Origin of the sequence: Acinetobacter sp. YH12135, assembly GCF_013418565.1 — a bacterium.
In the GTDB taxonomy this organism is placed as follows: Bacteria; Pseudomonadota; Gammaproteobacteria; order Pseudomonadales; family Moraxellaceae; genus Acinetobacter; species Acinetobacter towneri.
The window spans coordinates 12,543-28,901 of record NZ_VPBU01000025.1; the positions used below are offsets into that span (position 1 = coordinate 12,543).

General features: G+C 41.8%; 15 protein-coding genes. 10 read left to right on the top strand and 5 right to left on the bottom strand.

The window, feature by feature from the left end:
• Positions 1-45: 45 nt before the first annotated feature.
• Positions 46-801: a tRNA (N6-threonylcarbamoyladenosine(37)-N6)-methyltransferase TrmO gene (tsaA, locus tag FTU70_RS12385; protein WP_035310989.1), complete on the top strand. Its 756-nt coding sequence runs from the start codon at positions 46-48 to the stop codon at positions 799-801.
• Here the strand turns inward: tsaA and FTU70_RS12390 are convergent.
• Positions 798-2,000, bottom strand: a complete 1,203-nt coding sequence (locus FTU70_RS12390) for a DUF4010 domain-containing protein (protein WP_179990682.1) — start codon at positions 1,998-2,000, stop codon at positions 798-800. The genes tsaA and FTU70_RS12390 overlap by 4 nt on opposite strands.
• Positions 2,001-2,248: 248 nt before the next feature.
• Between FTU70_RS12390 and FTU70_RS12395 the strand changes: the two genes are divergently transcribed.
• The 4 genes from FTU70_RS12395 (at position 2,249) to FTU70_RS12410 (ending at position 6,647) form a co-directional block, all read left to right on the top strand.
• Positions 2,249-4,006, top strand: coding sequence for a GspE/PulE family protein (locus tag FTU70_RS12395; RefSeq protein ID WP_179990673.1), 1,758 nt, complete (start codon positions 2,249-2,251; stop codon positions 4,004-4,006).
• Between the two features lie 111 nt (positions 4,007-4,117).
• The gene (locus FTU70_RS12400; protein WP_179988821.1) at positions 4,118-4,474 is read left to right on the top strand and encodes a NirD/YgiW/YdeI family stress tolerance protein; all 357 of its coding nucleotides are present in this window, start codon (positions 4,118-4,120) and stop codon (positions 4,472-4,474) included.
• A 143-nt stretch (positions 4,475-4,617) separates the two neighbouring features.
• Positions 4,618-5,280, top strand: coding sequence for a response regulator transcription factor (locus FTU70_RS12405; RefSeq protein WP_004972960.1), 663 nt, complete (start codon positions 4,618-4,620; stop codon positions 5,278-5,280).
• 17 nt (positions 5,281-5,297) lie between these two features.
• Positions 5,298-6,647: a HAMP domain-containing sensor histidine kinase gene (locus FTU70_RS12410; RefSeq protein WP_180060672.1), complete on the top strand. Its 1,350-nt coding sequence runs from the start codon at positions 5,298-5,300 to the stop codon at positions 6,645-6,647.
• Between the two features lie 111 nt (positions 6,648-6,758).
• Here the strand turns inward: FTU70_RS12410 and hemP are convergent, their stop codons facing one another.
• Complete coding sequence (gene hemP / locus FTU70_RS12415; protein ID WP_004972965.1) at positions 6,759-6,929, bottom strand: hemin uptake protein HemP; 171 nt, start codon at positions 6,927-6,929, stop codon at positions 6,759-6,761.
• A 138-nt stretch (positions 6,930-7,067) separates the two neighbouring features.
• On the opposite strand from hemP, the gene FTU70_RS12420 reads away from it, so the two are divergent.
• Positions 7,068-7,967 (top strand): NUDIX domain-containing protein, encoded by a 900-nt coding sequence (locus tag FTU70_RS12420; RefSeq protein ID WP_179990675.1) that lies wholly within the window; start codon positions 7,068-7,070, stop codon positions 7,965-7,967.
• Positions 7,968-8,041: 74 nt separating this feature from the next.
• Here the strand turns inward: FTU70_RS12420 and FTU70_RS12425 are convergent, their stop codons facing one another.
• Together FTU70_RS12425 and mrcB are read right to left on the bottom strand one after the other, a co-directional pair.
• Positions 8,042-8,560, bottom strand: a complete 519-nt coding sequence (locus tag FTU70_RS12425; RefSeq protein WP_096901888.1) for a hypothetical protein — start codon at positions 8,558-8,560, stop codon at positions 8,042-8,044.
• Between the two features lie 72 nt (positions 8,561-8,632).
• A complete protein-coding gene (gene mrcB, locus FTU70_RS12430) occupies positions 8,633-11,026 on the bottom strand; it encodes a penicillin-binding protein 1B (protein WP_004972968.1) in 2,394 nt (797 codons plus the stop codon).
• Positions 11,027-11,205: 179 nt separating this feature from the next.
• Here mrcB and FTU70_RS12435 point away from each other — a divergent pair, with 179 nt between their 5' ends.
• Together FTU70_RS12435 and FTU70_RS12440 are read left to right on the top strand one after the other, a co-directional pair.
• Positions 11,206-12,123: an NAD(+) kinase gene (locus FTU70_RS12435; protein WP_207973958.1), complete on the top strand. Its 918-nt coding sequence runs from the start codon at positions 11,206-11,208 to the stop codon at positions 12,121-12,123.
• A complete protein-coding gene (locus FTU70_RS12440; protein ID WP_004972971.1) occupies positions 12,123-12,392 on the top strand; it encodes a YeaC family protein in 270 nt (89 codons plus the stop codon). Before FTU70_RS12435 ends, FTU70_RS12440 begins: the two co-directional genes overlap by 1 nt.
• An 86-nt stretch (positions 12,393-12,478) precedes the next feature.
• Here the strand turns inward: FTU70_RS12440 and FTU70_RS12445 are convergent, their stop codons facing one another.
• Positions 12,479-13,489 (bottom strand): glycosyl transferase family protein, encoded by a 1,011-nt coding sequence (locus FTU70_RS12445; protein ID WP_167846106.1) that lies wholly within the window; start codon positions 13,487-13,489, stop codon positions 12,479-12,481.
• A gap of 240 nt (positions 13,490-13,729) precedes the next feature.
• On the opposite strand from FTU70_RS12445, the gene FTU70_RS12450 reads away from it, so the two are divergent.
• Entirely contained in the window at positions 13,730-14,872 is a 1,143-nt protein-coding gene (locus tag FTU70_RS12450; RefSeq protein ID WP_096901859.1) for an acyl-CoA dehydrogenase family protein, read from the top strand.
• 351 nt (positions 14,873-15,223) lie between these two features.
• Positions 15,224-16,333 (top strand): prephenate dehydratase, encoded by a 1,110-nt coding sequence (gene pheA, locus FTU70_RS12455; RefSeq protein ID WP_004972976.1) that lies wholly within the window; start codon positions 15,224-15,226, stop codon positions 16,331-16,333.
• The last annotated feature ends 26 nt before the right edge of the window (positions 16,334-16,359 follow it).

Below are 16,359 nucleotides of genomic sequence, written 5' to 3' on the forward strand. Positions count from 1 at the left end.
TCTCTATAAACTGAATATATTTAATTGAGCTTATCAGAAAAAGTGATGAAGACTGATCTAAAAATGCCAATAATCGGATTTATGCACTCTCCCTACCGAGAAAAATTTGGTATTCCTCGTCAACCGAATCTGGTACAAGTCGAATCGTATATTGAAATGCAGGCGCCTTATAACGATGTGTTGGCATTTGAAGGGATCGAAGCGTTTAGTCACTTATGGTTAATCTGGCAATTTCACGACAATAAAAACCAAACCGATGCTCATCCAACCGTACAGAAACAGCAAAACCCCTGTTTTCGTGCACAAGTGCGTCCGCCACGTTTGGGTGGTAATCAAAAAATAGGTGTGTTTGCGACGCGCAGCATGTATCGACCTGCACCCATTGGTTTGTCTGTGGTGCAATTTAAACAGGTCAAAAAAGTGGGTAAGTCACTGCGAGTTTATGTGACAGGGGCAGATTTACTGCATGGCACGCCTATTTTGGATATTAAACCTTATATCCAATATTCAGATGCTGTGCCTGATGCACAAAGTGGTTATGCGCAAGATGAACCCATAAGAAAAACAGTGCTATGGATGGACACAGCAGAAGCGCAAAAAAATCAGTTACTCGGCTCAGGCGTATTGCAACCACAAATTGTGCAGGAATTGGAACAGGTCTTGTCTTTAGATCCACGACCTGCATATCAGGATGATGCTGAACGAATTTACACCATGAATTTTGCAGATTTTGATGTCAGTTTCCGTGTTGATCAGCACGCAGTGCATATCCTAAAAATTGTTTTAATCGCTGTCGATTAAACCAGCATATATAAAATAGCCACCAACGCCAGCATGTGCAGAATTTGGGCAGGGGCGAAATACAGTGCAAAGCGCAAACCACCAATGAGCGCGGCATTGACGCATTTGGCAATCGCATGTGCCACCACACCTAAAATTAAGGCATACAAAAGTACCTGCTGGCTCGGTGGACCTTGCATCACCACGGTTGCAATTGCGGCATGAACCTCAAATAACGAGGCGAGCAGGGTACCAATGATTAAACCTGCATCCCCAAGGGTTTGTTCCAAGCCGTATACCATCGCTTGAATTGCGGTTAAGGTCGCCACAATAATAGCGGCTTCTTTAAGGCTAAACATACGGGTGTCGGCTTCAGGTTTTGCTGTTGTCGTACTTTTATGTTTTTTGAGCAACCAGACACCCGCTACAACCAAAATCGCGATTCCGACCAAACTTGGAATAATTAATAACTTAAACCAAATCAGATTGACACCCGCCACAATAATCAACATTTGCGCTAAAGTCGCCACGCAAGACATCAGCGCTGCACCTGCATTGGCACGTGCGTCGCCACGACCTGCGCGTACTTCCATGCCTAAACTGGCAATGGTTGCGGTGCTTGATACAAAACCTGAAGCAATTGCAGATAATATGAGGGCGTTGCTGCTTGAGAGTAAACGCTTGGCGATATGCGCCAAAGCCTGCACACTTAGAATTAAAATCAATAATTTTAAAATCACATAAGGATTAAGCACATTGCCCCATAGTGCAGTATTAGGCGTCAGTGGCAAGGCAATTAACACCAAAGCCAGTAAAAACAAGCCATCACGTAGTTCAGCTTCGGTAATCCACTGACTGACAATGCCATGCATGGTGTGCTTGGTCATGAGTAAACCTGTCAAAATAACCGATAAACCTGCTGCCAATGGAATATTCCATAAACACAATGCACCAATAAAATAGGTCATCACGAAGGCAAGTTCGGTGGTAGCGCCGGGGTCATCTTCCGTTTGATTTTTGAGGGAATATAAGCCAATTCCCCCAACAATCAACGCACCCACAATGGCAATGCTCGTGCCCAATAAGAAGCAAATGGCACCTAATAATGCGCAAATTCCAAAGGTACGTACGCCTGCAAAACGGTGATGTTGTCCATTTTTTTTACTGCGTTCACGCTCTAATCCAATCAGTAAGCCACAGCCAAGTGCTGCTGCAAACATGGTGAGCAGTTCGGGAAAATTGGTTGTAACCAAAGATGGAGGAGTCAGAAAATCCACAGCAACATTCCAAATACAAGGTGTTATTTTAAACATCATATATTTGAATTGTGTTTATCGCCATTTATGAATCTATTTTCACTCTAAAATTATGGCTTAATCGAACCATACAAGATTACTGTATTAAAGAAGTCATTCAGCCCTGAAAGCAAACTCTGCTATAGTAAACCCAGATTTTGGGGCATATAACAATGAATTTTAATTTTGAAATAGACAGTACTTGGTGCTTAGAACAATTAGTCAAAGATCGTAAAATTACCGAACGTGATCAGGCTTTGGTACAAACCACGCATCGTCAACGTGATCAATTAAAATGGCATCCGTTACAATGGATTGCCAACTTTAATTTGGTCGATCAAAGTCATCCCCAAACCACTTTAACTTTAAACCGTTTATGCCAATGGCTGGCTGATAAATCAGGCTTGCCATTCTATATTATTGATCCGTTAAAAGCCGATGTTGCCGCTTTAACTGCTGTGATGTCGCAGGAATTTGCGCTGCGTAACCGTATTTTAGCGGTGGAAGTGACTGCAGATGCGGTATTAATTGCGACAGATCAACCTTATAAAAAAGAATGGGTTGCCAACTTAGAACATAGTTTATTGCCCAAAAAAATTCAGCGGGTTTTACTCAGCCCAGATCAATTACAGCGCTATTTGATTGAATATTACCAAGTGAGTCGTGCAGTACATTCATCACAAAAATCTTCTGCACACGACCGTGAAAATAAAGGGGTCGAGGCTTTATTGCAATTGGGCGATACCCAAAACCCAGATGCCAATGATCAACATATTGTGAAGTTGGTCGATTGGGTGCTGCAATTTGCCTTTGAACAAGGCGCAAGCGATATTCACCTCGAACCACGTAAAGACACAGGCAAAGTACGTTTTCGTATTGATGGCGTGTTGCACACCATCTATAACATGCCTGCCAATACGCTTACCGCAGTCATCTCACGGATTAAAATTTTAGGGCGTATGAATGTAGCCGAAAAACGTAAACCGCAAGATGGACGTTTAAAAACCCGAACTCCAAAAGGACAAGAAACTGAACTGCGTTTATCGACCTTACCAACGGCGTTTGGCGAAAAACTGGTGATGCGTATTTTTGACCCAGAAGTATTGGTACGCAGTTTTCAGCAATTGGGTTTTGATAGTCGTTTGTTGAATGAATGGCATGCCCTGACTGCACATAGTCACGGCATTATTTTGGTTACAGGCCCTACAGGTTCGGGTAAAACCACCACGCTGTATTCATCGCTAAAGCAATTGGCTACCGATGAAGTCAATGTCTGCACCATTGAAGACCCGATTGAAATGTTAGAACCGAGTTTTAACCAAATGCAGGTGAATACTGCAATTGATTTAGGTTTTGCCGATGGTGTGCGTGCCTTAATGCGTCAAGACCCTGACATTATTATGGTCGGAGAAATTCGAGATCAGGATACCGCAAATATGGCAATTCAAGCGGCACTGACGGGGCATTTGGTTTTATCGACACTGCATACCAATGATGCGCCTTCAAGTTTGACTCGTTTGCATGATTTGGGCGTACAGCCATTTTTGACAGCTGCCACAATTTTAGGCGTTTTGGCACAGCGTTTGGTGCGTAAACTGTGTCCGCATTGTAAGCAAGAAGGCTCAATAAATGAAAAAGATTGGGAACATTTGACCTTCGATTACATTATGGAAATGCCTGCACAAGTGTTTAAACCTGTTGGATGCGATGAATGCCGTCAAACGGGCTATAAAGGTCGGGTCGGAATTTATGAGTTTATGCCGTTAAGTTTAGATACCAAACAGCTCATCAGCGCCAATGCCAATTTAAATGAATTACGTCAGCAAGCTAAAAAAGAGGGCATTGAACCGTTGCGTATTGCAGGCGCACGCAAAGTTTTAGAAGGCATGACCACTTTAGAGGAAGTGTTGCGAGTCGTGCCATTAAATTAGCAGATTCAAACTTTTTACGATGAATTTTAAAAAATGGAAATCTTAAGATTCAGCTCATCTTGCTTTGTTTTAATCACCATAACGAAATGAGCAACACAAAAAGGTGAAGCAATGAAATTTACAATGAAAGCAATGTTGATGGCAGGTTTAATGGCAATGGCTTCAATCACCATGGCAAACGACAGCATTAACACCCAAGCACTACATCAAAATGTAACTGTAAAACAAGCTTTAAGCCTGAAAGATGACAGCAAAGTGCAGTTAAAAGGTTATGTGGTGAAATCTATTGGTGATGAAAAATATCAGTTCCGTGATAACACAGGCACTATTACGGTCGATATTGATGATGACTTATGGAATGGCAAAGCAGTTTCTGCCAAAACGCCTGTTACCTTAATTGGTGAAGTGGATATTGATCACAAGCCTACAAAACGTATTGAAATAGATGTGGATCAAGTTCGTTTCTAAATCTACGCTGTGTAAAACAGCATTAGTTGCTACACAAAACTGATTTCACTCAAAAACCACATACGCTGTAAGGTGTATGTGGTTTTATCATGTAAAGTATTTTGAAATCATAAAATTTTGAAGCATAAATAACAGAGGAAGATATGCGCTTACTCTTGGCTGAAGACGATGTATCGCAAGCAGAAAGTATAAAAACTTGGCTGGAAATGGATGGTTATAATGTCGATTGGGTTGAACGTGGTGATCATGCCATTTTAGCGATTCAGCAGCATCATTATGATTGTGTGTTGTTAGACCGTGGGTTGCCTAAAAATAGCGGTGATGAAATTCTGCACGCTTTACGACAGCAGCAACAGGACACACCTGTTATTTTTATTACTGCGCGCGATAGTATTCAAGATCGGGTACAGGGACTTGATTTAGGTGCCAATGATTATTTGGTCAAACCGTTTAGCCTTGAAGAACTATCGGCGCGGGTACGCAGTCAGTTACGCAGTGCGCAAAGTCATCCGACACAGCAGCTTGAATTTGCCAACTTGGTTTTAGATACGCAAAGCAAACAAGTGAAAGTGGATGATCAACAGGTCAATTTAACGGCCAAGGAATTCCAGATTTTACATAAACTGATGCAAAACCCGCAGCATGTGGTGACTCGTGAACAGCTCGAAGAGTCTTTATATGCATGGGGCGATGAAATTGAAAGTAATGCGATTGAAGTATTTATTTATCAATTACGCAAAAAAATTGGCAGTAGCCGCATTAAAACCATCCGAGGTTTAGGCTATCGTATGCAGCAAGATAACTAATTCAGTTTGATCTCCGCATGTCTAAACAGGTCATTTCTTTACAGTCCAAACTGGTTAAAAGCTCCGTTTTAAGTTCGGTCTTGGCGGGTGGACTCGCCCTGATTTTATTATTGGCGGTTGCCAGTTATCAGACCATGCGCGTGCATGATGACATTATGGATGAAATAGCCGATATGTTGCTGCGAGCAGACTTGCGTGACCATGCAGGCAATCAGGTCGATGAGTTGAGTGAGCAATTTCATATTGCCTATCAATTGGGATTAGATGATCTGATTTTGACTACCTCTGAAGATGAACATGACATTTCTCAGCTTCACTTGTCTCAGCTTGCCGTGGTATCTGAGCATGGTTTTTCATTTCACTGGCAAGATGGACAAATTTGGCGCAGCTATGTGGCAGAGGAAGATGGCTTGCATGTGATTGTCGCGCAGCCGCTTAAATATCGCTTCAAGGAAATTGCTGCAACCAGTTTAGGTTATGCCGCTATTTTATTGCTGTTGTGGTTGCTGCAATGGGCCATTGTGCATTTTATGATTGGTCGTCAATTTAAGCGGATTCAGCAACTCTCCCAACAAATTGCAGAAAAAAATCAACATGATTTGATGCCAATTATCCCCACACAACCTGAATTGAAAGAACTGCAACCCATGCTGCAGCAATTGAATAAATTGTTGGGGCGAGTAGAGCAGTCTTTAATTGCAGAACAGCGATTTACAGCAGATGCTTCGCATGAATTACGCTCTCCTTTATCTGCCATTCAATTGCGTTTGCAGGTGCTAAAACGTAAATACCAACAACAACCTGAGTTGGCACAAGATTTAGAGCAAATTCAGCGTGATGTCAGTCGTGGTACACAAGTATTGGAAAATTTGCTGTTATTGGCACGTTTAGACCCGACAGATGCGGCATCGTTAAATAAAAGTGCGGTATCTATAGCAGACTTGGTGCAGGAAGTTTTACAAAGTCTGACGCCGTTTATTCAGGAAAAAGCCATTCAGATTCAGTCAGATATTCAACCGATACAAGTGCAAGGCAATCCTGAATTGCTATTTAGCTGCCTGCGCAACTTGATTGACAACGCAGTGCGTTATGCAGCACCTCAAGGACGTATTTGGATTGAAGCGAAACCGCATGAATTGATGCAGGAAATTTGCATCGCCGACAATGGTCATGCAGTGACTGATGACGTTTTGGCACGTTTGGGCGAACGCTTTTACCGTGCTTTAGGCAGTAAAACTCAAGGTTCTGGTTTAGGACTGTCGATTTGTAAGAAAATTATAGAGTTGCATGCAGGAAAAATTGAATTTTCACGTGCTGAACAAGGTGGTTTAAAAGTGCGTATTTTGTTGCCTAAAGCCCAGTTGTAAATATGATTGGTTTTAGGAAGCAAGTTAAAATTAGACAAGTCAGAACTTAAAAGCAGTATGCGCTGATTCATACTGCTGTTTCCACGTTTATTATTGTGTTGATTATTTTAATTATTTTGTGAGAATAAGACGATTGTTACGGGTTAAGCGTAAACGATATTCTTCGCCTGCATGCAAAATACGAATTTCGCGTCCTAGCGCAAACAAGTTATTTGAATGTAACATAGGTAGGGCATGCTGAGTGTCTGAATGACGTGAAAATAAATTAAATGGGGCGTTCATTTTGAGTTACTCCGTGGTGTGTAAGAATTGTTTTAAATGATAATCATTATCATATAAGCCTGTCAACGGATTATTTTTGATTTTATAAAAGTCTACAATTTGCAGTTAAACGTACATTGCAGAAAAGGAAACGGGTTCATGTCCAAGCCAAATATTCATGTGGCAATTGCGCTGTTATTTCATCAAAACAAAGTGTTAGTGGGTTGGCGCGAAGCCAAACAACATCAGGGCAATAAACACGAGTTTCCTGGTGGAAAAGTGGAAGCAGGCGAAACTCCTGTAGATGCCTGCCGCCGTGAGGTGTTTGAAGAAGTTGGTATTGGCATACAGCATTGGCATGCCTTTGATATTATTTGCCATGAATATGATGATGTGATTGTCAATCTGCATATTTTTCAGGCTGCTGTACCTGCGGCTTTATTAAAAGATATTCAAGTGCCTTGGACATGGTTTAGCCGTCCGCAACTTTTAGAGCTGAATTTTCCGCAAGCCAATCGTGCAATTGTGCAACGACTGGCGTGGCAACAGGCTATTAAAGTCAGTGAAGATTTAAAACATTTAGCAAATTTGCCTAAGCAAAAACTGCTGTATTGGCGGGTTGAGCCCAATGCTGCCTGCAAGGTTGAATTGTCAGAATATTGCATTGAGCAACTGGGGCAAGTGATTATCAATTTGGAATTGTGGAAGCAATTAAATACGATTCAGCAACACGCGATTGCAGCAATTCATTTGAAACAATCGCAACTAATGCAATTCCAAAAGGGCGATTTAAAAGTCGGGCAGCGTTATATTGCAGCATGTCATGACATTGTTTCGGCACAACATGCACAGCAAATTGGCTGTGAAGCAATTTTGCTCAGCCCTGTTTTAGCAACTACTACGCATCATGATGCCACACCTTTAGGATGGGAAAAATTCCAACAGATTGCTGAGTTTGTCGATATTCCTGTTTTTGCTTTGGGTGGCTTAACTCAGGATGATTTTGCTACGGCAGAGCAGCATCATGCCTATGGCATTGCAGGCGTACGTTTTATTTGAATTTCTGGTTTGACAAATAAAAAATCGCTGATGTAATTACACTCAGCGATTTTTAGTTTATTAAATCATCGTCCTTACAAATCCTTCAAAGCTTGTTGGGCTTGCGCAAGGCTTTTGGCATTATTTTGTTGCTGTGCTGCTTTTTGAATGACTAACCACAATTGACGTTTCATGGCATCGCTTTGTGCATAGCTTAAACCACGACGTGCCAAGGCTTCTGCATTGGCAGGTTGCTTTTTTTGGTTGGCAATTAAAGCCAAATATAAATAGGTTTCAGCCGCTTGCGGGGCAAGTCGCTGCGCTTGCAAAGCTGCTGTTTCGGCCTGATTGAATTGACCTTGTTTATAAGCGGTCTGGGTTTGCTGCATCAACTTTTGAAAAGCAGGCAAACTACGACCATCCTCTAATTTTTGTTGCACGGTTTGTTGTGGCACCACCACTTGCAACGATTGACGCTTAATTTCTTCACGTTCATAAGGACGAATCACCACACCTTCTGGTGTCGTCACAGTTTTAGGTTTTTCAGGCACAGGCTGAGGAGCAGGCGGTTCAGGTAAACTCTGGCAAGCTACAATCGTTGCCATCGCACCCATAGCGAATGTGGTGAAAAAAACCTGTCTTAAACGTGATAATTTCATAAGCGTAACCAATCGATATCCTCAAGTTTAATTGATATAACTGCCGCTTGAGATGACACGACCATCGGTATTGTCATCTGATACAGGTTCAGTTTCACGGATATAATTTTCGATACTGTCACTGGTTTCAGGAGCTGCTTGTTGAGTTTCAGTATCGGGTTGGTAAACGGGTTCAACTTGATAGTGTGAAAAACCACATGCGGTTGCCTGACGTGGTACATTATTACGATTCACTGGAATATACATCGCACCTTCACAGCCTTGTGCAGATAAATGCCCAGAACTGCGGTCAATCCAATGCCATTGAATTTGTTCAGTCTGACGTAAGTTGACAGGTTTTTGACGCAATTGCTGCATCACATTACTCCAGACAGGCAAAGCACCAGACGAGCCTGTTAAGCCTGTGACTTTGTTATCATCCAAACCAAGCCATACAACGGCTAAATAATTGCCTGAATAGCCCGCAAACCATGAATCACGAGTATCATTGGTTGTACCTGATTTACCTGCCAATTTTAAATCTGTCGATAAGCTATTGTAAGCTGAACGACCTGTACCAGAACTCATCACTTGCTGTAAGCCATAATTCAAAATATAGGCGGCAGAAGGATCAATAGTTTGTTGTACGGTTAAACCATAACGATCCAGTAAACGTCCATTGGCATCGACTACGGTGCGAATCGCTTTGGTCGGATATTTAAAACCACCAGTGGCAAAGTTGCCATAAATATCCATCACCTGCATAGGCGATAAATCTACTGCACCCAAGAAAATAGATGGATATTGCGGAACCGCATCACTTGGTACACCAAATTTAATGAGGTGATTACGGAAGGTAGATAATCCAAACTCCTGTCCCAAACGAACTGCAGATAGGTTATAAGACTGAGATAGGGCTTGTGACATAGACACAATCCCATGATCGCTGCCGCTATAATTACGTGGTGTCCAAGATTTACCATCAATTGGGATGCTGATTTGGCTGTCTTCTACAGGACTTGCCCAGTTATATCGACCAGACTCAATCGCACTTAAATAAATAATTGGTTTGAGCAGTGAGCCAACTTGACGTTTGGCATCCAAGGCACGGTTAAAACCCGTAAAATCTTGCGTAGAACCTACCGCTGCCACTAACTCGCCATTTTCAGGATGAGAAATTAGCACCGCGCCTTGTAATTCTTTTAAACGCTTTGGATTGGCTTTGCTTAAACGCTCAACCGATGCTTTAAAAGCATTTTGTACGTTGGTTTGTGCAATCGGATCAAGCGTCGTGAAGATACGCAAACCCTGATTGGTCAAATCTCCTTCTTGATATTCAGTACGTAATTGACGGCGGACAATATCTAAAAAGTCAGGGAAACGGGCAGGGCCAATGGTCGGTTTTGTAATGACATTTAAGGGACGCGCAGTTTCTTTTTCATATTGTTCTTGGTTTAAATAACCCATCACCAACATATTGTTTAGTACAATGTCACGACGTTTTTTGGCAGCTTCAGGGTTGCGCCAAGGATTATATAATGATGGACCTTGTACCAAACCGACCAAAAAGGCTTGTTGTGAAATGTTTAGCTCACGCAACGGCATACCAAAATAAAACTGTGAAGCTAGACCATAACCATTAATAGAATAGTTACCGTTTTGACCTAAATTCACCTCATTTAAATAGGCTTCTAAGATTTCATCTTTGCTGTAATGTAGTTCAATCAGCATGGCCATGAGTGCTTCATTGGCCTTACGTTTTAAGGTGCGTTCTGGGCTTAAATAAAAGTTTTTCACCAATTGCTGCGTAAGGGTAGAACCACCCTGACGTTTGCCACCAGTGACGTTGCTGACAATAGCACGTGCAGTACCACGAATTGAAACGCCGTGATGTTGATAGAAATTACGATCTTCAGTGGCAATAAGGGCTTCAATCAGCGGTTTAGGTACTTTATTCAGTTTAATCAGCACACGATCTTCATTGTGCTGTGGATAAATTCCGCCAATCAACATCGGTTCTAAACGTGCAATACCTGTATTAGATGGTTTGGTGGCGCTCACTTCACTAATTTGATTGTTGGCAAAACTGACTTTTAAAACCTGTTCAGGTTCGACACTGTCTCCAAAGTCAAAACCACGGGTATGCACAAATAAAGTATTACCATCGCTGACATAACTGCCTGATTTAGCATAATTATCTGTATTTTTATAGCCAAGCAGTTTCAGTTCTTGAGTAAAGTCGGTCTGGCTGACAGGTGCATTGCTATACACTTCTAACGGGCGTGCAAAAACCTTGGCTGGAATATCCCAACGCTGTCCTTCAAATTTGTCTCTGACAATATTATCCAGACGAATCAAGTAGATACTAAATGCAATAAATCCACCAATAACGATGATGCAAAATAGTAATGCAATTATGCCTATGCCACGCTCAGACTTCATAAATCGCGATAAGATCCTGATAAATTTTGCTAATCATGCGAAGCTTTTACTGAATTTGCAATAATTAATCTGTGACTGAAGGGAAAATATCGTCATAAAATTGAGCAGAAATGTAGTTTTAAAGTTTTTTTAAATCAACTAGGTTAGTGCTATGATAGGCGTCGAATCGTAGCGGAGCGATATCGCAGGTGCAAATTTCACATAAGAACTTTCGGAACATTGGACTGATTGGCCGTCCAGACAAATATTCTGTCGTAGAAACATTATGTCTGATTCACGACCATATTTTAGGATTGGGTTTGCATCCCGTTTTTGATTCTGACACTGCTCAACTTGTACCTTATAACAACACCCAAACAGTCAGCCGTGCTTTATTAGGCGAAGTGGTCGATTTGGTGATTGTGGTGGGGGGGGATGGTTCATTGCTGCACGCAGCGCGCGCTTTGGTTAAATACAATACCCCTGTAATTGGTGTGAACCGTGGGCGTTTAGGCTTTTTAACCGATATTAAACCGACAGAAGTAATCTTTAAACTCGATCAGGTTTTGCAAGGACATTTTCAGTCAGACCGTCGTTTTTTATTGGAAATGGAAGTGCGCTCTAAAGGTGAAATCATTTATGAAGCGATTGCCTTAAATGATGTGGTGCTACATTCGGGTAAGTCGGTTCACATGATTGACTTTGAACTGAATATTGATGGGCAATATGTCTATCGTCAGCACAGTGATGGTTTAATCGTTTCGACCCCAACAGGTTCAACGGCTTATGCTTTGTCGGGTGGTGGCCCAATTGTACATCCGAGCATGGATGCAATTGCATTGGTGCCTATGCATCCACATACCTTGTCTTCACGCCCAATTGTGGTGGGTGGACACAGCGAAATTAAAATCAATATTCGTGAAAACCGTGTATTGCCGATGGTTAGTGCTGACGGTCAACATAGTGTTTCATTAAATGTCGGAGATAGTTTGCATATCCGCAAACATCCTTATAAATTAAATTTATTACATCCACCAGGTTATGACTTCTATATGGCATGTCGTACCAAATTAGGGTGGAATCAAGATTTTGAATCAATGCAACAGCAGGATGAATGATGAATATTGAACAAATGCTTGCCGTACTCGATCCTGAAATTGTTGGACGTTTAAAAACGGCAATTGAAATTGGCAAGTGGCCAAACGGTGTTGCGCTGACCCAAGAGCAACGTCAAATTTGTATGCAAGCAGTGTATGCGTGGGAAATGAAAAACCTGCCTGAAACTGAGCGTAGTGGCTATATTGACCGTGGCACTAAAGAAGAAGGCGAGCAGTGTGATGACGATCATCACAAGCATGAAGAATTTAAACCGATTCGTTTTGTTTAAATGATGTAAGAAAGCTTTCAGAAAAATTGAAAATACAAAAAAAGACACCTGAGATGGGTGTCTTTTTTTGTATTTTCAATGACGTTTTAGTTGTGACGATTTTGCCAAAGCTGCTGTGCGTTTTGCATCGCTACAGCATAATCATCACAAACGCCCATGGTATATAAAGCGATACCTATGGTTTCGGTAATGGCGACTTCACCATACTCATGAGTTTGCTGATCTAGCCAGACGGCTTTAAATACTGCCAAATCCAGTTCTTCTTCTATAGGGCTGCGGTTATCGGTCAGTTTAGGCAGTTCGTGTTCATATAAAGCGCCATTTTTGATGCCACAAATTAAAGTTTTGGCATCGGGGTTGCGTTCAAACTCGCCACCTTCGCCTTTAATCACTGCACTGTTTTGATAACCCAGCTGAAATGCGGCTTGTTGATGTGAACTGCGATAGGCAGGGTGAAAAATCGCCTGCATGGTGGCTTTGGCATTAAAAGGGTTGATTAAACGGGCAAGGGTATGAATGGGTGAACGTAAACCCATCACATTGCGTAAATTAATCAACTCACTCAAAATCGGTGAAATAACATCCAATGGTAAGTAAGCAAAATTACGCTGTGCCAATTGCTGTTCAACGTCTAGGTCATTTTGGCAAATTGGATAATCTAAATATTGCAGTGCTTGTTCGGTATATAAACGGTTGATGGTATGCCCAGAAGCACCATGCATCACCACTTTATAGTTATGTTTTGCTAAAGTCAGCGCTGCCAATAAAAACCACGGATAATGTCTGCGTTTACCTGCATAAGATGACCAGTCTAAATCGACCTGAAGCGGTTTAAATTGCAGTTGATCACGGGTGGCTTGCACAAAACCTGCCAACTCCTCTACAGATTCTTCCTTCACACGCAGCAGCATTAAAAAAGCGCCTAATTGAACGTCCAAGACTTCATTGCGCAAAATCATAGAAAAAGCTTGATAGGCTTCATCATAGGTCAGTGAACGTGCGCCTGTTTTGCCTTTGCCAATAATTCGAATAAATTGTGCAAATGGATGTTCTACATCTTTATAAATATTTCTTTTATTGGGGTTTGTATTTGGCATAAGCGAGTTCACACACATCTTTAGTTAGTATACTAGTGTATAAACTTCGGCAACAGTTTGCAGCACTATTCACAGCTTCAGCTTGTACGAGCTGCCACAAGTTTCATTGCATATCTGAAATGACGACTAAAGTTTGACTGTAAAGTAAGACAATCTGTAGGGATAACACATGACAGCCTGTATAAAAATGCATAGCATGGATACTATTGAAAACAACAATTGAAAAATAAAGGATTGGATATGCTGGCTTATGATGCTGATTTAGAATTATTTAGAGATAACTTTCGACGTTTTATGCAGGAGCATATTGCACCGCATTATGCTGCGTGGGAACGTGAGGGCATCATGCCGCGCAGCGTGTGGAATCTGTTAGGTGAAAATGGCTTTTTATGTATTGATGTGCCTGAAGAATATGGCGGCTATGGTGTTCCAACGCATTATTCCCTAATGTTGGTCGAAGAATCGGCACGTGCAGGTTATAGCGCACTTTCTACAGGTATTTCCTGTCACTCTGAAATCGCTGCGCCGTACATTTTGCATATTGGTACAGAAGAACAAAAACAATACTGGCTGCCTAAAATGGTGTCGGGTGAAGTGGTTGGTGCAATTGGCATGACCGAGCCAGGTGCGGGTTCAGACTTACAAGCCATGCGTACCAACGCCATTTTGCAAGATGATCATTATGTACTGAATGGTTCTAAAACCTTTATTTCTAACGGTCAGCATGCAGACTTAGTGGTTTTGGCAGTAAAAACAGATCCGCAAGCACGTGCCAAAGGCGTGTCGCTCATGTTGGTCGATACTCATTTAGAAGGCTTTAAAAAAGGCACCAATTTGGAAAAAATTGGTTTGCATTCACAAGACACGTCAGAGCTATTCTTCGACAATGTCAAAGTGCCGAAAAACCAACTGTTGGGACAGGCAGGGCATGGTTTTGCCTATTTAATGCAAGAATTGCCACGTGAACGTACCGCGATTGCAGCCACAGCATTGGGTGCTATTCGTGGTTCAATTGATGTGACCACACAATATGTGCAAGAGCGTCAGGCGTTTGGACAAGCCATTGGTCAGTTCCAGAATACCCGTTTTGTATTGGCACAGGCTAAGATTGATGAATTGGCAACCGCTGCTTTTTATAATCAAAACGTCGAATTGTATATGCAGGGCAAACTGGACGTCGAAACTGCAGCCGCTTTAAAAAGCTTTGCGACAGATATGCAAATGAAAATTGCCGATCAATTGCTGCAACTGTTTGGCGGTTATGGCTATATGACGGAATACCCGATTTCTCGTTTCTTTGTCGATGCGCGAATCCAGCGAATTTACGGTGGAACCAATGAAATTATGAAAGAAATTGTCGCGCGTGGTTTATTGGGGCGTTAAAACAATGCCTAAAAGTCCAATTGAATAAAGATCAAGGATCATCTCCAGAGTCAGCCCAGTGCTGGCTCTTTTTTTATGAATTTGATCAGACTTAAAAGCAATGAGCTGATTGATAATTACACTTAAAAATAAAATTACACCGCTTAGAATTAGAGATGCAAAAAAGAAAAGCATAGTTGCCCAGTTTTAAGCGGTACGTTGTGCAAAGTTGCGGCTTAAATGTATAGATTGGTGATGCTTTGATCAACTGTATGTTTTTAAATCTGAAACACTGAAAGTTGTATTGCGCAACATTTGAAAGCTAACTATTGTTATACTATTTGCAAAATGTTTATGAAGGGCGACATAACAATGATCCAAGACGATCAGAACACAACGACTTCTCTTGATCTCGCTAAAATCCGTGAAGATATTGACTCTGTAGATCAACAGATTCAGCAGCTGATTAACCGTCGAGCACGACTTGCTGAAGCGGTGGCGAAAGCAAAATTTGCAGCAGAAGAGAGCCCGTTGTTTTACCGTCCTGAACGTGAGGCGCAAGTTTTACGTAATGTTATGGAACGCAACGAAGGGCCGTTGTCTGATGTGACCATGGCACGTTTATTCCGTGAAATTATGTCGGCATGTTTGGCACTTGAAGCGCCACAAAGTATTGCGTTTTTAGGGCCAATTGGTACTTATACGCATTCCGCAGTACTTAAACATTTTGGTCAAGATGCGATTGTGCGTCCTTTGCCTACTATTGATGAAGTTTTCCGTGAAGTGGAAGCAGGCAGTGCACACTATGGTTTAGTACCTGTCGAAAACTCATCTGAAGGTGTGGTGAACCATACTTTAGATTGCTTTAAATCATCGCCATTAAATGTGATTGGTGAAGTAGAATTGCGTATTCATCACCAATTCCTTGTGTCAGAAAACACTCGTAAAGACAGCATTAAACAAATTTATGCGCATCAGCAAACTTTGGCACAATGCCGTAAATGGTTAGATGTGCATTATCCGGGTGTAGAACGTGTGGCACTCAGCTCCAATGCAGAAGCAGCGCGCCGTATTCGTAATGAATGGCATTCTGCTGCAATTGCTTCTGAAATTGCGGCCAATATTTACGAACTCGAAATTTTACATAGCAATATTGAAGATAACCCAGAAAATACCACACGTTTCTTGGTGATTGGTCGTGAGAAAGTTCCACCAAGTGGCAATGATAAAACTTCATTGTTGGTGTCTGCACATGACCGCGCAGGGGCATTGCTTGAGATTCTTGCACCATTTGCGAAGCACAATATTAGCTTGACCAGTATTGAAACACGTCCTGCCTTGCCTGAAAAATGGGCCTATGTATTCTTCATTGACCTAGAAGGGCATGTCGAGCAAGACAATGTACGTGCAGCGATTGAAGAAATCCGTCCATTGGTGAAAGAAATTCGTGTCTTGGGTTCTTATCCTGCTGCCGTGTTATAACCGTATTTAATTTAGTGGTGTGCATG

Excerpts from the sequence above, each read along its gene's own strand:
- FTU70_RS12395 (WP_179990673.1), top strand. The coding sequence starts at position 2,249 with ATGAATTTTAATTTTGAAATAGACAGTACTTGGTGCTTAGAACAATTA.
- pheA (WP_004972976.1), top strand. The coding sequence starts at position 15,224 with ATGATCCAAGACGATCAGAACACAACGACTTCTCTTGATCTCGCTAAA.
- FTU70_RS12445 (WP_167846106.1), bottom strand. The coding sequence starts at position 13,489 with ATGCCAAATACAAACCCCAATAAAAGAAATATTTATAAAGATGTAGAA.
- FTU70_RS12390 (WP_179990682.1), bottom strand. The coding sequence starts at position 2,000 with ATGTTTGCAGCAGCACTTGGCTGTGGCTTACTGATTGGATTAGAGCGT.
- FTU70_RS12405 (WP_004972960.1), top strand. The coding sequence starts at position 4,618 with ATGCGCTTACTCTTGGCTGAAGACGATGTATCGCAAGCAGAAAGTATA.
- FTU70_RS12425 (WP_096901888.1), bottom strand. The coding sequence starts at position 8,560 with ATGGGTGCGATGGCAACGATTGTAGCTTGCCAGAGTTTACCTGAACCG.
- tsaA (WP_035310989.1), top strand. The coding sequence starts at position 46 with ATGAAGACTGATCTAAAAATGCCAATAATCGGATTTATGCACTCTCCC.
- FTU70_RS12450 (WP_096901859.1), top strand. The coding sequence starts at position 13,730 with ATGCTGGCTTATGATGCTGATTTAGAATTATTTAGAGATAACTTTCGA.
- FTU70_RS12410 (WP_180060672.1), top strand. The coding sequence starts at position 5,298 with ATGTCTAAACAGGTCATTTCTTTACAGTCCAAACTGGTTAAAAGCTCC.
- FTU70_RS12400 (WP_179988821.1), top strand. The coding sequence starts at position 4,118 with ATGAAATTTACAATGAAAGCAATGTTGATGGCAGGTTTAATGGCAATG.
- FTU70_RS12420 (WP_179990675.1), top strand. The coding sequence starts at position 7,068 with ATGTCCAAGCCAAATATTCATGTGGCAATTGCGCTGTTATTTCATCAA.
- FTU70_RS12440 (WP_004972971.1), top strand. The coding sequence starts at position 12,123 with ATGAATATTGAACAAATGCTTGCCGTACTCGATCCTGAAATTGTTGGA.
- mrcB (WP_004972968.1), bottom strand. The coding sequence starts at position 11,026 with ATGAAGTCTGAGCGTGGCATAGGCATAATTGCATTACTATTTTGCATC.
- hemP (WP_004972965.1), bottom strand. The coding sequence starts at position 6,929 with ATGAACGCCCCATTTAATTTATTTTCACGTCATTCAGACACTCAGCAT.